Annotated in this window: 7 protein-coding genes and 3 pseudogenes; 3 read left to right on the top strand and 7 right to left on the bottom strand. The window is 46.3% G+C overall.

Annotated elements, in window-relative coordinates; genetic code table 11:
* Positions 1–187 precede the first annotated feature (187 nt).
* A pseudogene (locus FH871_RS20795) lies at positions 188–1345 on the bottom strand (IS3 family transposase).
* A gap of 44 nt (positions 1346–1389) precedes the next feature.
* Positions 1390–2244: pseudogene (locus FH871_RS20790) on the bottom strand (IS3 family transposase); the annotation flags it as partial.
* A 204-nt stretch (positions 2245–2448) separates the two neighbouring features.
* Between FH871_RS20790 and FH871_RS20785 the strand changes: the two are divergent.
* Positions 2449–3633 (top strand): annotated as a pseudogene (locus tag FH871_RS20785) (IS3 family transposase).
* A 73-nt stretch (positions 3634–3706) separates the two neighbouring features.
* Here FH871_RS20785 and FH871_RS20780 read toward each other — a convergent pair.
* The 3 genes from FH871_RS20780 to FH871_RS20770 form a co-directional block, all read right to left on the bottom strand.
* Positions 3707–5257 (bottom strand): hypothetical protein, encoded by a 1551-nt coding sequence (locus tag FH871_RS20780; RefSeq protein WP_138993282.1) that lies wholly within the window; start codon positions 5255–5257, stop codon positions 3707–3709.
* Between the two features lie 364 nt (positions 5258–5621).
* Positions 5622–9998 carry a PA14 domain-containing protein gene (locus FH871_RS20775; protein ID WP_138993281.1) on the bottom strand — a complete coding sequence of 1459 codons (4377 nt, stop codon included), beginning with the start codon at positions 9996–9998 and terminating at the stop codon, positions 5622–5624.
* 119 nt (positions 9999–10117) lie between these two features.
* Positions 10118–10741, bottom strand: a complete 624-nt coding sequence (locus FH871_RS20770) for a LuxR C-terminal-related transcriptional regulator (RefSeq protein ID WP_138993280.1) — start codon at positions 10739–10741, stop codon at positions 10118–10120.
* A 344-nt stretch (positions 10742–11085) separates the two neighbouring features.
* Here FH871_RS20770 and FH871_RS20765 point away from each other — a divergent pair, with 344 nt between their 5' ends.
* A complete protein-coding gene (locus FH871_RS20765; protein WP_138993279.1) occupies positions 11086–11505 on the top strand; it encodes a DoxX family protein in 420 nt (139 codons plus the stop codon).
* A 27-nt stretch (positions 11506–11532) separates the two neighbouring features.
* Here FH871_RS20765 and FH871_RS20760 read toward each other — a convergent pair whose 3' ends face one another.
* Positions 11533–12723: an esterase gene (locus FH871_RS20760; protein WP_229317439.1), complete on the bottom strand. Its 1191-nt coding sequence runs from the start codon at positions 12721–12723 to the stop codon at positions 11533–11535.
* A 102-nt stretch (positions 12724–12825) separates the two neighbouring features.
* On the opposite strand from FH871_RS20760, the gene FH871_RS20755 reads away from it, so the two are divergent.
* Complete coding sequence (locus FH871_RS20755) at positions 12826–13590, top strand: NUDIX domain-containing protein (protein WP_138993278.1); 765 nt, start codon at positions 12826–12828, stop codon at positions 13588–13590.
* A gap of 71 nt (positions 13591–13661) precedes the next feature.
* Here FH871_RS20755 and FH871_RS20750 read toward each other — a convergent pair whose 3' ends face one another.
* A complete protein-coding gene (locus FH871_RS20750; RefSeq protein WP_138993277.1) occupies positions 13662–16538 on the bottom strand; it encodes a PQQ-dependent sugar dehydrogenase in 2877 nt (958 codons plus the stop codon).
* Between the last annotated feature and the right edge of the window lie 71 nt (positions 16539–16609).

Below are 16609 nucleotides of genomic sequence, written 5' to 3'. Positions count from 1 at the left end.
ATATTCCACCCCCAGACCACCAGACAATCGGTTGGTTTTGAATGCTTTTTGATCAATCTGGCAACTTGTTTTTCATGAAGGGGAATGGAAGTCATTCTAAAGTTTTGATTCTCCTTAGGAAACTTTAAAGCATACACTAAAGTGGAACTGTCCTTACCCCGTTCGGTGAGCCAGTTTTGACTGGAATTTAAGCTGACTTGAGGTTCTCCCGAAAAGCGTACCGCTCAAAGATTGAGGATCGGACATTCATTTGTTGATTTTCCTTTCCCCTTTCCAACCTCATTTGGCGTTAGCCCACCGAGTGAGCTATGGGGGCGGAAGGTATTGTATTCCTGCCGCCAGTGTTCAATTTTTTCCTGCGCATCTTCCAGCGATAAAAACCAATGAGCGTTCAAACACTCATCGCGGAAACTGCCGTTGAACGATTCAATAAACGCGTTATCCGTTGGCTTTCCAGGTCTTGAAAAGTCCAACGTTACCTTGTTATCATAAGCCCATTTGTCTAGCGCTTTTGAAATGAACTCACTGCCGTTGTCGACCTGAATGCGTCCGGGTACCGTTAAATATAACGCTTTTAAACGATTCATTACGTCAACCACATCTTCTGATTTTAAAGCTTGGCCAACATGAATCGTCAGGCACTGACGACTATAATTATCTACCACAGTTAAGGCCCGAATTTTACGCCCATTAAACAGCTGATCGGCGACAAAATCCATACTCCAACACTGGTGAATAGTAGAGAGTTGAGGGCGTTCCAACCGGTGGGCGGCCGCTCGATTACGGCGAGGCCGCTTGCTTCTGAGATGCAGCCCTTCTTCACAATATACCCTATATACCCTTTTGTGGTTGTCCCGCCAGCCTTCTCGGCGCAGCAACACGTAAATCCGCTGATACCCATACCGAACCCTTACCTGGGCAATTTCTTTAATTCGTTTCCGGATCACGGAGTCGTCTCGACGACGAGACTTATACTGCAAGGAGGATCGACGGAACTGAATAACGGAGCATGCACGGCGGGCCGAAACGCGATAGTTTTCTATTAAACTTGAGGCCAGTTTTCTTTGCTGGACTGGCCTTAAAACTTTTTTTTGAGCACATCCTGAAGCATTTGTTTGTCCAGGCTCAAGTCGGCCACCAGCTGTTTCAACTGACGATTTTCTTCTTCCAATTGGCGTAATCGGTGCAGTTCGGCAACACCCAATCCGCCATACTTCTTCTTCCAATTGTAATAGGTAGCCTCGCTAATGCCCATTTTGCGGCATACTTCGGCTACGGCCACTCCGGTCTCGGATTGGCGAAGGGCAAAGACAATTTGTGCTTCGGTGAACTTAGTCTTTTTCATAGCGATTTTCGATTGTTTAAGTTATCAAAATCGCCCGATTTTCTCTACTTTTCACTGGAACGCTTTTCCGGGGGGACGTCAGACTGCCGATATTCAACCGGCGTCATAAACTGCAAGGCCTGATGGGGCCGTTCATTGTTGTACTCTACTAGCCAATCATCCACCGTTTGGCGTACATGCCGGATACTCGTAAAAATGTGAGCATCCAAAACCTCCCGGCGAAACGTCCCATTGAATCGTTCGATATACGCATTTTGGGTTGGTTTGCCCGGTTCGATCCAACACAACTCAATCGATTTATCTCGACACCAAGCTTGCAAGTCCTGACTGATAAACTCGGGCCCGTTATCACTGCGTAGCCGCCCTGGCTTACCATACCGCTCAACCAGTTGATCTAACAAGCGGATAGCTCGCTGGGCTGGCAGTGAATAATCCACTTCGATACCCAAGGCTTCCCGGTTGTAATCGTCGACTACATTCAAGGTGCGAAACTTGCGCCCACCGGTTAAGTTATCAGACGTAAAGTCCAATGACCAGCACTGATTACAAGCCGTTGCTTTGGGCAGCGGTTTACGGACTGCATCCGGTAAGCGCTTTTTAGTTTTTCGCCGTAAGCCTAACCCTAACGTTCTATACAAGCGTCTGACTTTCTTATGATTTACCAGCTCGCCTTGCTTACGTAACCGCCGATAAATCTTCAAAACGCCCCACTGCTTATACCGTCGAGCCAATTGCTCAATCCGGCTGGCCAGGGCTTCGTCCTTATCTTTAATGGCGGCTGGCTCAACGAGTGCGTTGCGGCTGAGGCCCACCCAGCAACAGGCTTTGCGTTGACTAATCCGTTTCTGATTGATCATCCACCTGACTAGCTCTCGACGCTGGGCGGGCCTCACCACTTTTTTGAGAGTGCTTCCTTGATGATTTCGTTTTGCAAACTTAGCTCCGCGAACATCTTCTTGAGCCGACGATTTTCGTCCTCTAACTCTTTAAGGCGCTTCACTTCGGAGATGACCTTGGTGACTGACCTTGGCCCTGAAAAGTGGACACTCATTGAGTAGAGAAATTCGGGCGATTTTGATAACTTAAACAATCAGAAATCGCTTATGAAAAAGACGAAGTTCACCGAAGCACAAATCATTTTTGCACTCCGTCAGGCTGACACTGGTGTACCTGTGGCGGAAGTTTGCCGGAAGATGGGAGTCAGCGAGGCTACCTATTACAACTGGAACCGCGGCGGCGGACCGCAAGAAGTACGCTGGTTTAGGGGTTCCAGAACTACGAAAACTTCGACAGTTGGAGCCGGGCGGCCGGTGCCGAGGAAAATCAGAAACTGAAGCAACTCGTAGCCGACCTGAGTTTAGATAAGCAGATGCTACAAGACGTACTCAAAAAAAAGCTTTAAGGCCAGCCCAGAAGCGGATGCTGGCCGCTAGCTTAATGAATGATTACCGAGTTCCCACCCAACGTGCCTGCTCGGTTATACAGCTTCAAAGGTCTTGTTGGTATTATAAACCTCACCGGCGTGATGACACAGCCGTTCGTCAAAGAATTAGGGAGATTGCCCAAGTGAGGATCCGTTATGGCTATAAACGGATTCATGTTTTATTGCGCCGGGAAGGCTGGCGTGACAACCACAAAAGAGTCCATAGGGTGTATTGTGAAGAAGGTTTGAACCTGCGCAGCAAACGGCCAAGGCGAAATCGAGCGGCTTCTTACCGGCTCGACAGACCTGAACTTTCTAGTATTCATCAGAGTTGGAGCATGGATTTTGTGGCGGATCAACTCTTTGATGGGCGGAAAATCCGGGCCTTAACTGTACGGGGCCGCCCGTGCGGTGGATAATTTTAGCCGACAGTGCCTGGCGATTCATGTTGGTCAGTCGCTTAAAGGCGAAGACGTTGTGGCTGTAATGAATCAATTAAAAGTAGTAAATTTAGCAATACCGAACCGGATTCAGGTGGACAATGGAAGCGAGTTTATTTCAAAAGCCCTCGATAAATGCGGGGCCGCCCGTGCGGGCGTATGATAATAAGGTGACTCTTGACTTTTCCAGACCGGGGAAACCGACTGATAATCCGTTTATTGAATCTTTCAACGGGAGTTTCCGCGATGAGTGTTTGAATGCTCATTGGTTTCTATCTTTGGATGATGCCCAAGAAAAGATCGAGGCTTGGCGGCAGGAATATAATAGCTTTCGGCCCCATAGTTCGCTGGGAAATCAAACCCCAAATGAAGTCGGAATGCAAGTGAAAAAGAAAGAGAATACCAGCCCGATTCTCCAGTTTTGACTGTCCAAGATTTGGGCTAAGGTCACTATCTGGAGTATTAGGTTAAGTAATTATAATTGCTTGCTCATGCATTTTATTTAAAAACAATTTTTCCGTCAGGTTTTTTCCTTGCAATTGCATCCTCACTTGAATAATAGAATTGATGGAAAAAATAAATGCCCTTTGGTATCTTTTCTGGGTCTAATTCAACCTCAACCCGGTATCCTTTTGAGCAGCGATCTCCGGTTTTTAAAAAATTTCGCAAACCAGTTGGAGAGACAAGTGACCACAGAAGAAATGTATCTTTCTGGGAGGCCATAATTACAACATAGCCTTCATCAAGATGTCGGATTGGTTTTACTTGATCATTAACCATGTTTAGTCGAACCAACCTTTTGTACCCAACGTCAGTAGAGATGTGTATTTTTTTTAGAGGTGAGAAGTGGGTTTCATTCCATTTTTTTTCTTGGAAGGCCTTATTCAGTATGGTTTGCGGTAATTCAAAACCGAAGGCCTTGTTCTTTACTTCATTGAAAAATGAATTGAAATAATTTTCAAAATAAGCCGTAGACTGATAGATCACCCACTGGTCATTTTCTCTCCAATTAAATTGGCCGACTTGTAGTGTATTAGAATGATTGATAAGTTTATGAGAAGAGAGTACTTCCCATATGCCCCAAAAACCGATACTAAAAAGTGTTGTCACAAGTAGAAACCACTGGTGCCATTTACTCGATTTGGAGATTGCTGCTAAAATGAATATGGTATTGATGATTGCCGCAATAGAGTATATGTAATACCGACTTTTAAAAACAACTAAATCGCCATTTGGAGGTGTTCTCCCTATGACAAGTAGTGCAACTGTTAAGAATATAAAAACTGAAGTGCCTACTATAGGCAGAAATATATTGTTTTTAAATTTTAGTGTTTTTACAAACAAATATATAAACGAAATAAAAATGAATAATCCCAAATAAATTGGAGGGTATTTGAGTGAGAACTGGAAATTGCAATCATCAAGAAATGATTCATGTCCCTGAAATCGTATTCCACCTCCAAGACCAGCTAAAAAACTAATAATTTCTTTGAAAAAATTCGTACAAAAGGTTTTAATTGAATTGTCTGATGGGGTGCCATTTAGTGTAGAATTCCAAAAATTGCCAGCTGTAGCAAAAATGGAGCAACATATCCATATTAGAAGGAATTTGAATTCTTTTTTTAATACTAGAATCAGAATACCTGTAGGCCAAGCCAACATTCCATTCCCTGCTGAAAATGTCGCAGTTATTGCGATGAAAGTTGCCAATAAAAAAAAAGAAAGTGTTAGATTTTTTTTTCCTTGGAAATCCTGTATAGTTAATAAGTAAATTGTTAAATAACCCATAAATATTACTGATAAGTGTTGCATTGCTGCCATTGGCCAAACAATGACTTGGTAAGGTGCAAATGATACTAATATACATGATATAGGGAAAATCCACGCTATCGATACATTCGTTTTTTTAAGCCAAGTATAATAAAAAAAAGATATACTAAGCCAAATCAGCCCGGCGGTGGTTGTTAAGATTGGTAGTTTTATTTTTCCTGCGACCAGATAAAATAATAAAGTAATTAGGCTTGAACTCAACAAGCGGTGCTCAACCATTCTGTTGTTAAAGATAATTGATATTTTTTCGGATAGAGTAAGTGCTTGATCGTATCGGAATAAATAGTGAAATATTGTGGGCAGATCATCTCCGAATGGGACCTGAGGAGTGCAGACGTATTGTTTGTATAGATACAGTATATAAACTGCTAAACATGAAAGTAGGGTGATTACTTTTGTAACTCCTATATTTTGAAGTTTGGAAAATGTTACGTTGATAATTAATGGGTGCCTTACGTTCATAGGGATGTATTAAACATTTTATCGAAAACGAGTAAAATTATTATATAATCAACACCATAAGCCTTCCTATTATCTTATAGAAGGAGGCTTATGGTGTTAAAAAAAAGAATTGTTTAATGGCCTATTCTAAGTCATTTTTAACTTTTATTATGGGATAACCACAGGTGTTTTTTATGTTATTGAAAATGTTTAAAAAGTGATCGCTAGTGTATTTTCCTTGAGTCATAACCTCTTTTACACTGATCTCCATCGTACAGTTAGAGTTAAAGATTGGAATGGGTTTGTTCCAATATCCTGAGCTTTTAAGTCCATTTACAATTGCGTCCAAATCATTATTAGGAAATGGAGTTTCCTGGTCAAAAAAAGCAAATGATAGATCCGTTGCTCCGGCATCAATACTTGCCTTAAAGTTATTAATAAGATAAGGTACAAGAGAAGGAGGGCAGCCAATAGCATTATTGCATTCTTTCGTCCATTCGACAGACGCTAATGAAGGACGAACACTTGCTACGATACGGGTATCGAAAGCTGCCGGATAGTCCCAGGCTGGGTTATGCTTAACACCATCTAAATTTGGTGGAAGCATTCCAAGTAAAGCCCAAGTCCCTCGTCGGCTGTTGTTATCTGTAAAGCTACCTACATCAAGCACTGTTTTTAAATTTTTGGCTTTTAGTATGCTTACCCACTCTGATACAAAATTAATAAGTGTCTCAGACCGGAACTTAAGCCATCGTTGTTGAAGTAAATCTGAGCCACCAGTTTCGTCCGGGGGGCTCGAAATTCCAGGATATCTGTTACTCCAAGCATTTAACGCACTGGCATGGAAATCGGAGTTGGCATTGAGATAGTAATTTGCCTCTTTATGGTGGTTGGTGACGACAGCTATATAGCCAATGCTATTAGTGTGATTAGCTAAATAATTGGCCACTCCATTCAACCATCTCCGGTAATTTTCCATTTTAGGTGAATAATAACTCATAAAATGCTTTGCCGGTTCTGTGAGTAATACTCCATTTTCCCGTTTAGGCATTCCATTAGAGTCAAGCACTGTTTTTCTAGCAGCGTCTTCGCTCTCGTATCTCCAACTAGCCGATGTACGGTACTTTTCATCAGAATGCTCGAAATCTACCAATGGCATTAGATTGATATTTATTTTAAGACCAAGCGAATTGGCCTTACTGAATATCCAATCCCAATGACGAAACTCAAATTGGCCAGCCGCCGGTTCGGTATCTTCCCAAACCATAGGCATGGATACGTGAGTCCCTCCGAGTTCGTGCCAATAATTCATCACCTTGTTCAGATGTTCAATATTCTTTACTGTTAAGCCTGCAGCAGGCTTCGTATGCTGGGGATGAGCATGGAATTTGCGGAGAGAGTAAGTATTATTGTCACTCCAAGTTTCATATCCTCCTATCGCTGTGAGCATAAATGTTTTAGTTGCCACATTCGTACTATTGGGACAACCAATAACGGATACGTCAATTTGTGCCGTTTTAGTGGCACATCCATTCTTGTTGGCTGTGACTGTGTAGATCAGGTTTCCGTTATTGCTTGGAACATTGGTGTTAATAGATTGAGCGTTTTGTCCGGTGCTCCAACTATAGTTTACTCCATCGCAATCTCCGCTGCAAGTAGCATTCAGGGTAATAGCTGCTCCACAGCCTGGATTTGCATTGCTGCTATTAACAGTTAAGCCATAATTACAATTGGAAGTTGTGGATGTCGTGCTAGTCAGACAGATTTCATTGAAACAAACCAGGCCACCTTCGGTACCTGAACTTAACCCAATTGTATGATTACCCGCACTGAGTGATATGGCACCTACGACCTGGTTTAGGTACGAGGTGGTCATGGCAAAAGCTACATTTTTCGCAACTCCATCGACTCTTACGATTCCGTTCGCAGATTTTTCATGGGAACGGTATGAAACCGACAACGAATAAGTACCTGCCTGGGCTACAGTAATGGTTTGGTTACGAACTTCCTGAGAATTTCCAGAGCATACTATAGGGAAGGGGTTACAAATGGTGCTTACAGCTTCACATCCGTTAACAGTTGTTGTTGTTTGGGTCGTCTTGCTACTGCACCCATTCTTGCTAACCGTTACAGTATAGGTAGAAGTACCATTACTGCTTGGTACTGTGGTGCTGATTGATTGACCATTTTGTCCGGTGCTCCAGCTATAGGTTAGACCGTTGCAGTCACTTCCTGTACATGGAGCGTTGAGTGTGATGGCACTGCCACAACCCGCTGTGGCCGGTGCTGTGGCACTGACAACAAAATTACAAGCCACTGTATTTGGTGTTCCACTACGAAACAACGCTCCGGCGGGGATCTCCTGCTTGGCAAAAGTGGGACCCTGCCAGAATGTTTGCAAACCAAATCCTCCATCCCCTTGGCTATAAAGAATCTGGATGGGGTGATAACCTGCCCGCAGACAAATAGAGCCGCTGGGTTCCTGGCCTGCTGTTGCTGTGCCGTGGCAACCGCTATGAGCAATGATCAATTGCCCACCAATGCTGAGTCGGGACTCATCGTCGCTGTTAAGAAAAAAAGTATATTGTCCATCAGCCGGTACCTGAATGTATCCAGTAAACTCGAAGCCAAAATGGTCGTCGCGCTGGCGGGGCGTGAGGCTAATGGTGCCGACCGATCCGGAACTAACGACAGCCTGACTGCTGAGTCCGGTGGCCGAACACCAGTCGTTGTTGGCGATGCTTTGGTAATACTTATACGCCAAGCCGCCAGTCAGGTTGGCAGGGGAGTCGGCATTTCGCAAGGTGGTGCAGGAACCGGTTGCCGGAGGAGTGGTAGGGCAACCGGTAGACTCGAAACCAAACAGACGCTGGTCGGCGAAACCTTCGGTGAGATTCCCCCACAACTGAAGCTGTGGTTCTACGCCATAATTTCGCATATCCCAGGTAAGCCCATTGGAGGTGTTGATTCGATAACTGCCGTTGTTGTCGCTTTTAAGGGTCCATTTCTGCAAATCGGTTCCGGTGTAGGTTCCGATTCGGACTAATTCGCCTTGGCTGGCACTATTGACCTGCATGCTTTTGCCGGAGCCATCCTGCGTGGTGAAGCGGTATTGATTGGTTCCTACACTTTCGGCTTTCCATATCTGGTTTGCCTGGCTATTAGCAGCTCGTTGTTCGACCACATCGCCGGATAGAGATTGTAAAACTTGTCCGGTTTTTTTGGAGCGGATTACATAACAACCCACAAGCGATCCTGACCCACATCCATTAACAGTGATCGATGTTTGAGCGGTTTTACTGCATCCACTCTTGACTGCTGTTACGGTATAGGTGTAAAATCCATCGCTGGAAGGCGTATTCACACTTATCGTCTGGCCATGTTGATCAACGCCGTTTCCACTCCAACTATAATTTAGCCCAGCACAATCACTACCTTCACAGGTTGCACTTAAATTTACCGAAGTCCCACAGCCTGGAGTCGTATTGCTAACGGTAGCAGATGGCGTATAGCTGCAGGAGTTATCAGCGTTGGTCAGACAGATGTTATTAAAACAAATAAGCCCACCTTCGGTACCTGAACTTAATCCAATCGTGTGAGTGCCAGCACTAAGTGACACGGTACCTACGACCTGGTTTAAGTACGAAGTAGTCATAGCAAACGCTACATTTTGGGCTACACCATCGATTCGCACAATCCCAATCGCAGATTTTTCATGGGAGCGGTACGAAACCGCCAGCGAATAGGTGCCTGTCTGTGCTACAGTAACAGTTTGATTGCGAATCTCAAAGTTGTTACCAGAACACACAATTGGAAAAGGTGTACAAGCAACTTCGGCTACAGCAATTCGTGATCCTTTCAAAGACCCGGCATTGGCAAGGCTTTCGGCGGAGTTGTGGCAATGAATCTGGAATTTGCTCTTTTCTATAAATTTGCTGTCAGCACCGGCATCCTTATGGCTGCGTAGCAAGCGGAAGGTGTGATTGCTGGAAATTGAAACAAACTTGCCCTTGAGAGAATAGGTAACCGTCTTCCGATGGGTTGAAAGCTCGGTACCGATGAGGTCGACATAGTCACCACCCGTTTGAATGAAACCGTCCGGGACGATCACTTTGAGACTGAACGCATTCGAACCGGGAAAGGTCGCCAGCAGGCCGGGGTGCATGGCCATGTAGTGAGCCGTTATCGTTAATTCCACTTCTTCACCAAGGCTGACCTGCTTTTTGTTGGTGTAAAAGACAAAACGAATCGGATCACTACCCAAGGAGGCTGATTTTCGATTGGGGGATGGATAAGAGGGAAGAAGAATCGGTCTTCTGGGTTTCCCGCTTCCTGGGTTTCGACTCTTTTCAAATATGTATGTAGCGGGTTTCTCCATATTCTTTAGCACAATAGAAGGGGTTTTTTCTTCCCTATTTATGTTACTAAATCGAAAAGATGGTAAACTTAATAGCGCTAATAATGCTATTAAGTTTATGAAGGTGCGATTCCTTTCTGCAAGGTAACTTATTTTTCTCATGATAGCAAGAATGTGGATTTTACGATAGTGTTTTCGTAAAATTCATAAAGTGTTTCCTTGACTACATGAGTGATATTATGCGAATTTGTAGGGTAGTTTACCTATTTTTGTTTCTATATTTAATATTTTGTTGATAAGATGTATACTCTATTTTTAAAAATGAATCTTAACAAAGAGCCCGGCCCTCCATTTACATTTAGCTTCGAAGAAATATTTGCCTTATGATTTTCGACCGTTTTGGTGCTGATGTATAATATGCCGGCTATTTCCGCTGTAGATTTCCCTTCCGCTAATTCCCACAATATTTCTTTTTCGCGCCCAGTCAATTCATTCCATCCTTGTATAGCGTGCATTCGCGCTATGGGGGGTAATGAAGGCAGAAAGCGCTGTCCCAGAGAAATCAACCTTAAACAGTGTGGTAATTCATGAAAACCGCAGACTAAGTCGGGCTTTAAATCCTGAATATAATTGCCGATAATTTTTGTATAATTAACGCTATTGTCTACTAATAGTGCTAATTGGAAACAGCGTTCCCGCAATCGTAATTCTCGCAGAATATCAAAATAAATTGTCGATTTCTCATAGATGTCAAATAAGACCCAATCAACAGGTTGCTGTTTCACGATCTTTTCAACTTGTTGAATGTCAAAAATGATATTTATACTTAAACATACCGATCTGGAAATTTCGGTCATGTAAGAAGCTATAAAATGATTAGATGGTATACCAATTATTGTATTCATGAGGCGTGGTTTGTGTGTTTAATTGTATACAATATACTACTTATCTATTGTAAATTATAGAGTACTTCTTTGAGGAATAATTGCGACCAATTGAGGTTAAAATAATTTGTTTTTATGGAAGTTTACGGTCTGCTAAACAGTATCTAAAGTCCTGACCCAGAGAGTTATTCAAGAAAAGTAAATTAGCTGACAACCTTCAAAGAGCAGGAAATTAGGAAAGGAAAACGATCCGGGCGGGAGAGTTTTTACATTGGTCTCTGGATTCGGGCGAAACGGATTTTTGCAAAAAAAACTAAACAGACGCCTGCGAAAGGCCGTTTAGGTAAGTAACCAGACAATCTGCTATGAAACCACTGTTAGGAACAAAGGCTAGCCCATCGATGGTACATTTTTCACTGCTGGTGCTGCGAATGGGCGTTGCAGCTCTGATGTTGACGCATGGCTGGCCTAAATTCGCTAAAGTACTGGCCGGTAACTTCACCTTTGGCGATCCCATTGGAATCGGTAGTATGCCATCTCTGATTCTTTCTATGCTGGCCGAGTTTGTTGGTTCTATTCTGATTCTGCTTGGCTTTCAAACGCGGGTAGCTACCATCATCCTCATGATCAACATGCTGGTGGTTACGTTTTTTGCCCACGGGGCAGACCCTTTTGGGAAAAAAGAGATGCCTTTGTTGTATTTTCTGGTCTATTTTACCCTCTATTTTGTAGGCCCCGGCAAGCACTCTGTCGATGGCCGTAACAATAAAACTTGGCCGGGTTGACAACCGATAGGGCAGGAGAAAACTAAACTATTTCTTTCGCCATAGATTGGGCAGCAAGCGGTAATTGAGCAAATGTCGCCAGGTTGCCCAATCGTGAGCACCATCGCCCCCTACGTAATAATCGTGCTTCACATTGTGTTTTAGCAAAGCCTCATGCAACGCAACCGCTCGTAGCCCAATGGTGGTTACTTCGCCGGTTCCTTGTCCAACGAGGAGATAATCTACTTTCTTATTGATATCCGGATCGTTCAAAAATGGTGCGCTGGCCTGCTCTGTGTTCAAATCTCCAGAACTCAGACAACCGAATGAACTGAACAAATCCAGGCAGTTGAAACCCACCAGTTGCGTATGTCGCCCGCCCATCGACAGACCCGCCAACGCCCGGCCTTTGGGGGTGGTTTGCGTACGGTAGTGCTTATCGACGAATGGTACAATCTGCTTTCTCAATTCTTCTTCAAACAGCTTGAACGTCAGCTCGGTATGCCTTGGATCGCTGCGGTGAATCACCTGGTTATTGGGCATGGCAATAATCATCGGAACGGCTTTGCCTTCTGCAATTAGATTATCGGCAATAAAGTTGGCCCGCCCGTCCAGCGACCAGGTGGAAGCCAGTTCCCCGCTTCCGCCCAGCAGGTATAAAACCGGGTATTTTTTCTTCGGGTTATAACCGGGTGGTGTATAAACGTACAATTCACGTTCGCCGTTGAGCACATCCGAATGGTACGTGTGGCGGCTTACGGTTCCGTGTGGTACCTGGCGGGCATCGTAATACGCCGGGCCATCGCCGTGAACGACCAACTGACTGTAGCCGGGCTGATCCGAAAAACCGGTGAGGGTGTTGTTGGGATCGACCACGGTTACGCCGTCGATGATAAATTTGTAGACGTAAATATCCGGTTTCACTGGCCCGACGGTCAGGGTCCACAGGGTATCATTGTCTTTTTTAAACGGAATCGGTTTACTCGCCTTGAGCGCCAGCAGCATGGGGCCACCGGTTAAAAGAACCTCCTGAGCCCGGGGTGCTTTGAGTCGAAACGTCACTCTATGATCGTCGCTTACCTCCGGTGAGATGACGTTGGCACCAAATGGATTCAGGTTTTGGGTGTTTTTATGCGGATTCCAGTCTAAATTAACGTGCGCTTGCTGCGCCTGAGCGGATGAAAACCGGGCCAAAAACAAAAAGCCCAGAAAAATTCGGGTGGAGAATGATTTCATCATGGGTAGGTTTAACCCTGTCAGGGTCTGCGACTGCTGACAGGGTATAAAAATAAATAGTGAATATGTAAGGAATACATAAAGCTTATTTTTTATTTTTTCCCTATGAATTACAAAAAACAACTGGAGGAGTATTTCAAAGAGGTAGACATACGGTGTGTGTTGGGCCTTTCAATCGACTGCGTGATTTTTGGATTTTATGATAACCAGTTGAAAGTGTTGTTGTTACGATGGAAGCAAACCGAGGAGTGGGGATTGCCGGGTGGGTTTATCTACAAGAGTGAATCGGTCGATGTGGCGGCTCAACGCATTCTGGAAGAACGCACCGGGATCAAGGAGCTTTTTCTGCAACAGTTTCACACCTTTGGCGAAGACGTACGGTATAACCGGCAGGAAATTAGCCAGAAACTGAGTTGGCCGGATACATCGTCCCGACAATGGCCCGATCGTACCGTATCGATTGGCTATTTTGCCCTGGTTGATTTTTCGAAAGTGACGCCTACCGCTGATTTTCTAACGGATGAATGCCGGTGGTGGGATGTTGAAAAATTGCCTTCCTTGCTTTTCGATCACAATCATATTGTCGCTGTGGCTCTCAGGACCTTACGCGTTCAACTGAGCTGGCAGCCTGTCGGGTATAATCTGCTGCCCGAAAAATTTACCATGCCCGAACTCCAGCGACTCTACGAAACCATCCTGAACCGACCGCTGGATCCCCGTAATTTTTCCAAGAAAATGCGGGCATTGGGCATCATCGAACGGCTGGAAGAACAACGGAAGGGTGGTGCTTTCAAGTCGCCGTACCTGTTCCGGTTTAATAAAGAAAAGTACGAAAAAGCGTTGCAGGAAGGCAATCTCGCCTTTAGTTAACGTTCAAAACGAACAGCGCCCGAACGGAGGGTTCCTCGGCTCGGGCGCTGTTCGTTTTAATAAAAATACCCTTATTTTTCTACCGGGCTGAACTTGATACTGACCAGGGACAGTAGCGGCTCGATGGCTTTCGCCTGGTCGTTTTTGAAAACCAGGTACACGTCATGGACCCCGTTGGTTTCTTTCAGTGCAACTTTCAGAGGAACCGGGCCACGGGGTGTGTAAGAAGGAGCAGCCGCCGTGGTTGATTTGGGCGGAGTGGCAACACCCGTGCCGGCGGTGGGCGCATTGCCACCGGCGGTTTGAATGGCCGTCGCCGTGGGTGCGGCTCCCGGCGCTCTGGGTTGCGCCACCTCCACAACGGTTTGGCCGATCAGGTCGCCCGTTGGGGAGTCCAGCCGGATTTCAATCGTTCCGCCGACACTGCCATCGCGTTTCTGAGCCGACGCAACCAGTTCCAGTTGTTTGATGTCGGTCAGATCCAGCTTTTTATACCCGATGTACCCTTTTGAAAAAGCCACCAAACTCACCCCGGTTCCCATGCCCCGGGCTTTGATGTCGACGCCTTTGGTTACTTCGGCATCGGCTGGACTTACTTCCGGATTACGCAGAATAAGCTGGCTTTCCGAGGTTTGCGATGGAATGGTTTTGACCGGCCGGTCGGTATAAGCCGCCCGCACCAAGACGGTCCCTTTCCCATTGTCGCCTTCCGGAATTTTGAGCGCATAACTACCCTGCGTCGGCAAGGTGCTCAAGGTTTTTTCGGTGCTGTTCAGAATGTATTTAACAATCGCAGCGGCATCACCGGCCGACATTGCCGGGTGAGCGGGCATCACCACTTCGCCCCAGACGCCACCACCACCGTTGATGATTTTTTTGACCAGTTGACCCGACGCTTCGGATTTGCCTTTGTAGCGGTTGGCAATGTCATGAAAAGACGGCCCAACGGATTTAGTGGCAACCTGATGACAGACTTTGCAATCGCTCTGGCCGATCAGGGTCTGGGCCACGGCGAATTGCGTCGAGGCATCGACGCTGCGCTGACTCTGAATCACTTCGGCGTAATCGAAGCCTTCGGATGTGTAATCGATGCTGATGGCGACCCGCGACGGACTGATTTGCCCCGATGTTGCGTTTGCCCCGGCAAGTTTACCATCTTCTTTATCGCTTACCTGAACCGCGTACTGAATCGGCTTGTCGGGGAAGAAAAAGGACTTGTTACCGGTTAAATTCACGGCCACAACGGGCGGTTCATTGCCCGCGATGATCTTGACCGACTGGCTGTTGCTGGCGCCTTTCGGATCGCTCACCGTCAGTGTGGCGGTATAAACACCCGGTTTATCGAAGGTTACCGTTGGGTTGGCAGTTGTAAACGACCGGACGGCTCCACCGGCCGAAGCCACTTTCCACTGGTATTTCAGCGCGTCGCCGTCAAAATCTTTGCTGCCTTCCGACGATAAAGTGATTTGGAAAGGAACCGTACCGCCTTTTTTGCTGGCGGCTGCCTGCACCAGCGGTTTGCGGTTCCCGCCGTTGTATTCGAGCCGAACCAGCCGCGAATTGTCGCTCTTCCGGAACCAGTTGCTGCCGTATTCCAGCGTATACAAGTCACCATCCGGCCCAAATTTCATGTCAATCGGTTCGACCGGGCGGTAATTGGGCAACACCCGCTCCATCGACTGGTAATCGCCGTTTTCGTCCATCGTAATCGCCATGATCCAGCCACGCGAAAAGTCAGTCGCAATCCACTTGCCTTCGTAATAAGCCGGCCACGGACGCTTGGGGTCTTTGAAATCGGAGCGATGGTAAATCGGGCCACCCGTTGCACTGCGCGAACCGCTGCCCACCAGCGGAAACTTCTCCGAAATTCCGTAGGGATAATAAATGAAGGAAGGCGCCACCGGCGGTAGTTCTGTCAAACCGGTGTTATTGGGCGAATTGTTGACGAGCTTTTTGGGGTCTTTTTTGTCCAGCGGTTTATTTGCTGCGTAATCGAAAACCGGGAACGCCTGGTCGTTGCCGACAAACCACGGCCAGCCGAAGTTGCCCGGTTTGCGGCCCTGATTCAGTTCGTCGTACCCGCGCGGACCAATTTCGGTGTCTTCACCCGCATCAGGGCCGACTTCGCCCCAGTAGAGAAAACCGGTTTTGCTGTCGATCGAAATCCGCCAGGGGTTGCGGTGGCCCATCGAATAGATTTCGGGACGGGTTTTAGCGGTTCCTTTCGGGTACAGATTGCCTTCCGGAATGGTATACGAACCGTCGGCTTCGGGATGGATGCGCAGAATCTTACCGCGCAAATCGTTGGTGTTCCCGGCGTGTCCCTGGTCATCCCAACTGGCGCGGCCGGGCCGCTCGTCGGTTTGGGCCGCCTGCTGGTTGCCGGTGTTGTTGCCAACGGTGAGGTAAAGGTTCCCGGCTTTGTCCCAGGTCATACCACCACCGGTATGGCAGCACACCTCGCGCTGGGTCGTCACTTCCAGCACCACCTTTTCGGAACTCAGTTTGTCATCGACCAGATTCCAGCGGGTCAGAATGTGTTTCTTTTCGGTCGGGTGGGCATAATACAGATATACCCAGTGGTTTTTATCAAAATTGGGGTCCAGCGAAAGCCCCATCAGTCCTTCTTCGGCTTCGCGTGAGACGCCTTCGGCACTGGTGTATTTGGTGTTGACGGGAATGGTTGCAATCAGATTGACGGTTTTGGTCGCCGGGTCGTATTTTTTGAAAGCGCCTTTGCGTTCGATGATGTAGGCCGTGCCGTCTTTGAGCACTTCAAACACCATCGGTTCGTCTAAATTCTCGGCAATGACGACGGGTGTAAACCGGCTCTCATCCGGTTTTTGATCCTTGGGATTGTCTTGTATCGTAAACGAAGCCAGCCCGATCAGCAACCCGGTATTCAGCAGGATGGAAAGCGATTTTGATAGATAGTCTTTGTAGTTCATACTAATTGGTCAGGTATTCCTTGTGGTTTTTTGTTGAGCAGCGAACGCCATAAAAAAAGTCATTCGTTGCC

Source organism: Larkinella sp. C7 (assembly GCF_006149005.1).
In the GTDB taxonomy this organism is placed as follows: domain Bacteria; phylum Bacteroidota; class Bacteroidia; order Cytophagales; family Spirosomataceae; genus Larkinella.
Note: the sequence above shows the minus strand (reverse complement) of the source record. Positions and strands in the feature narration are given on the sequence as shown.

Bases quoted from the DNA above. Each gene is read 5' to 3' on its own strand.
- FH871_RS20765 (WP_138993279.1), top strand. From the start codon at position 11,086: ATGAAACCACTGTTAGGAACAAAGGCTAGCCCATCGATGGTACATTTT.
- FH871_RS20780 (WP_138993282.1), bottom strand. From the start codon at position 5,257: ATGGTTGAGCACCGCTTGTTGAGTTCAAGCCTAATTACTTTATTATTT.
- FH871_RS20760 (WP_229317439.1), bottom strand. From the start codon at position 12,723: ATGATGAAATCATTCTCCACCCGAATTTTTCTGGGCTTTTTGTTTTTG.
- FH871_RS20750 (WP_138993277.1), bottom strand. From the start codon at position 16,538: ATGAACTACAAAGACTATCTATCAAAATCGCTTTCCATCCTGCTGAAT.
- FH871_RS20755 (WP_138993278.1), top strand. From the start codon at position 12,826: ATGAATTACAAAAAACAACTGGAGGAGTATTTCAAAGAGGTAGACATA.
- FH871_RS20775 (WP_138993281.1), bottom strand. From the start codon at position 9,998: ATGAGAAAAATAAGTTACCTTGCAGAAAGGAATCGCACCTTCATAAAC.
- FH871_RS20770 (WP_138993280.1), bottom strand. From the start codon at position 10,741: ATGAATACAATAATTGGTATACCATCTAATCATTTTATAGCTTCTTAC.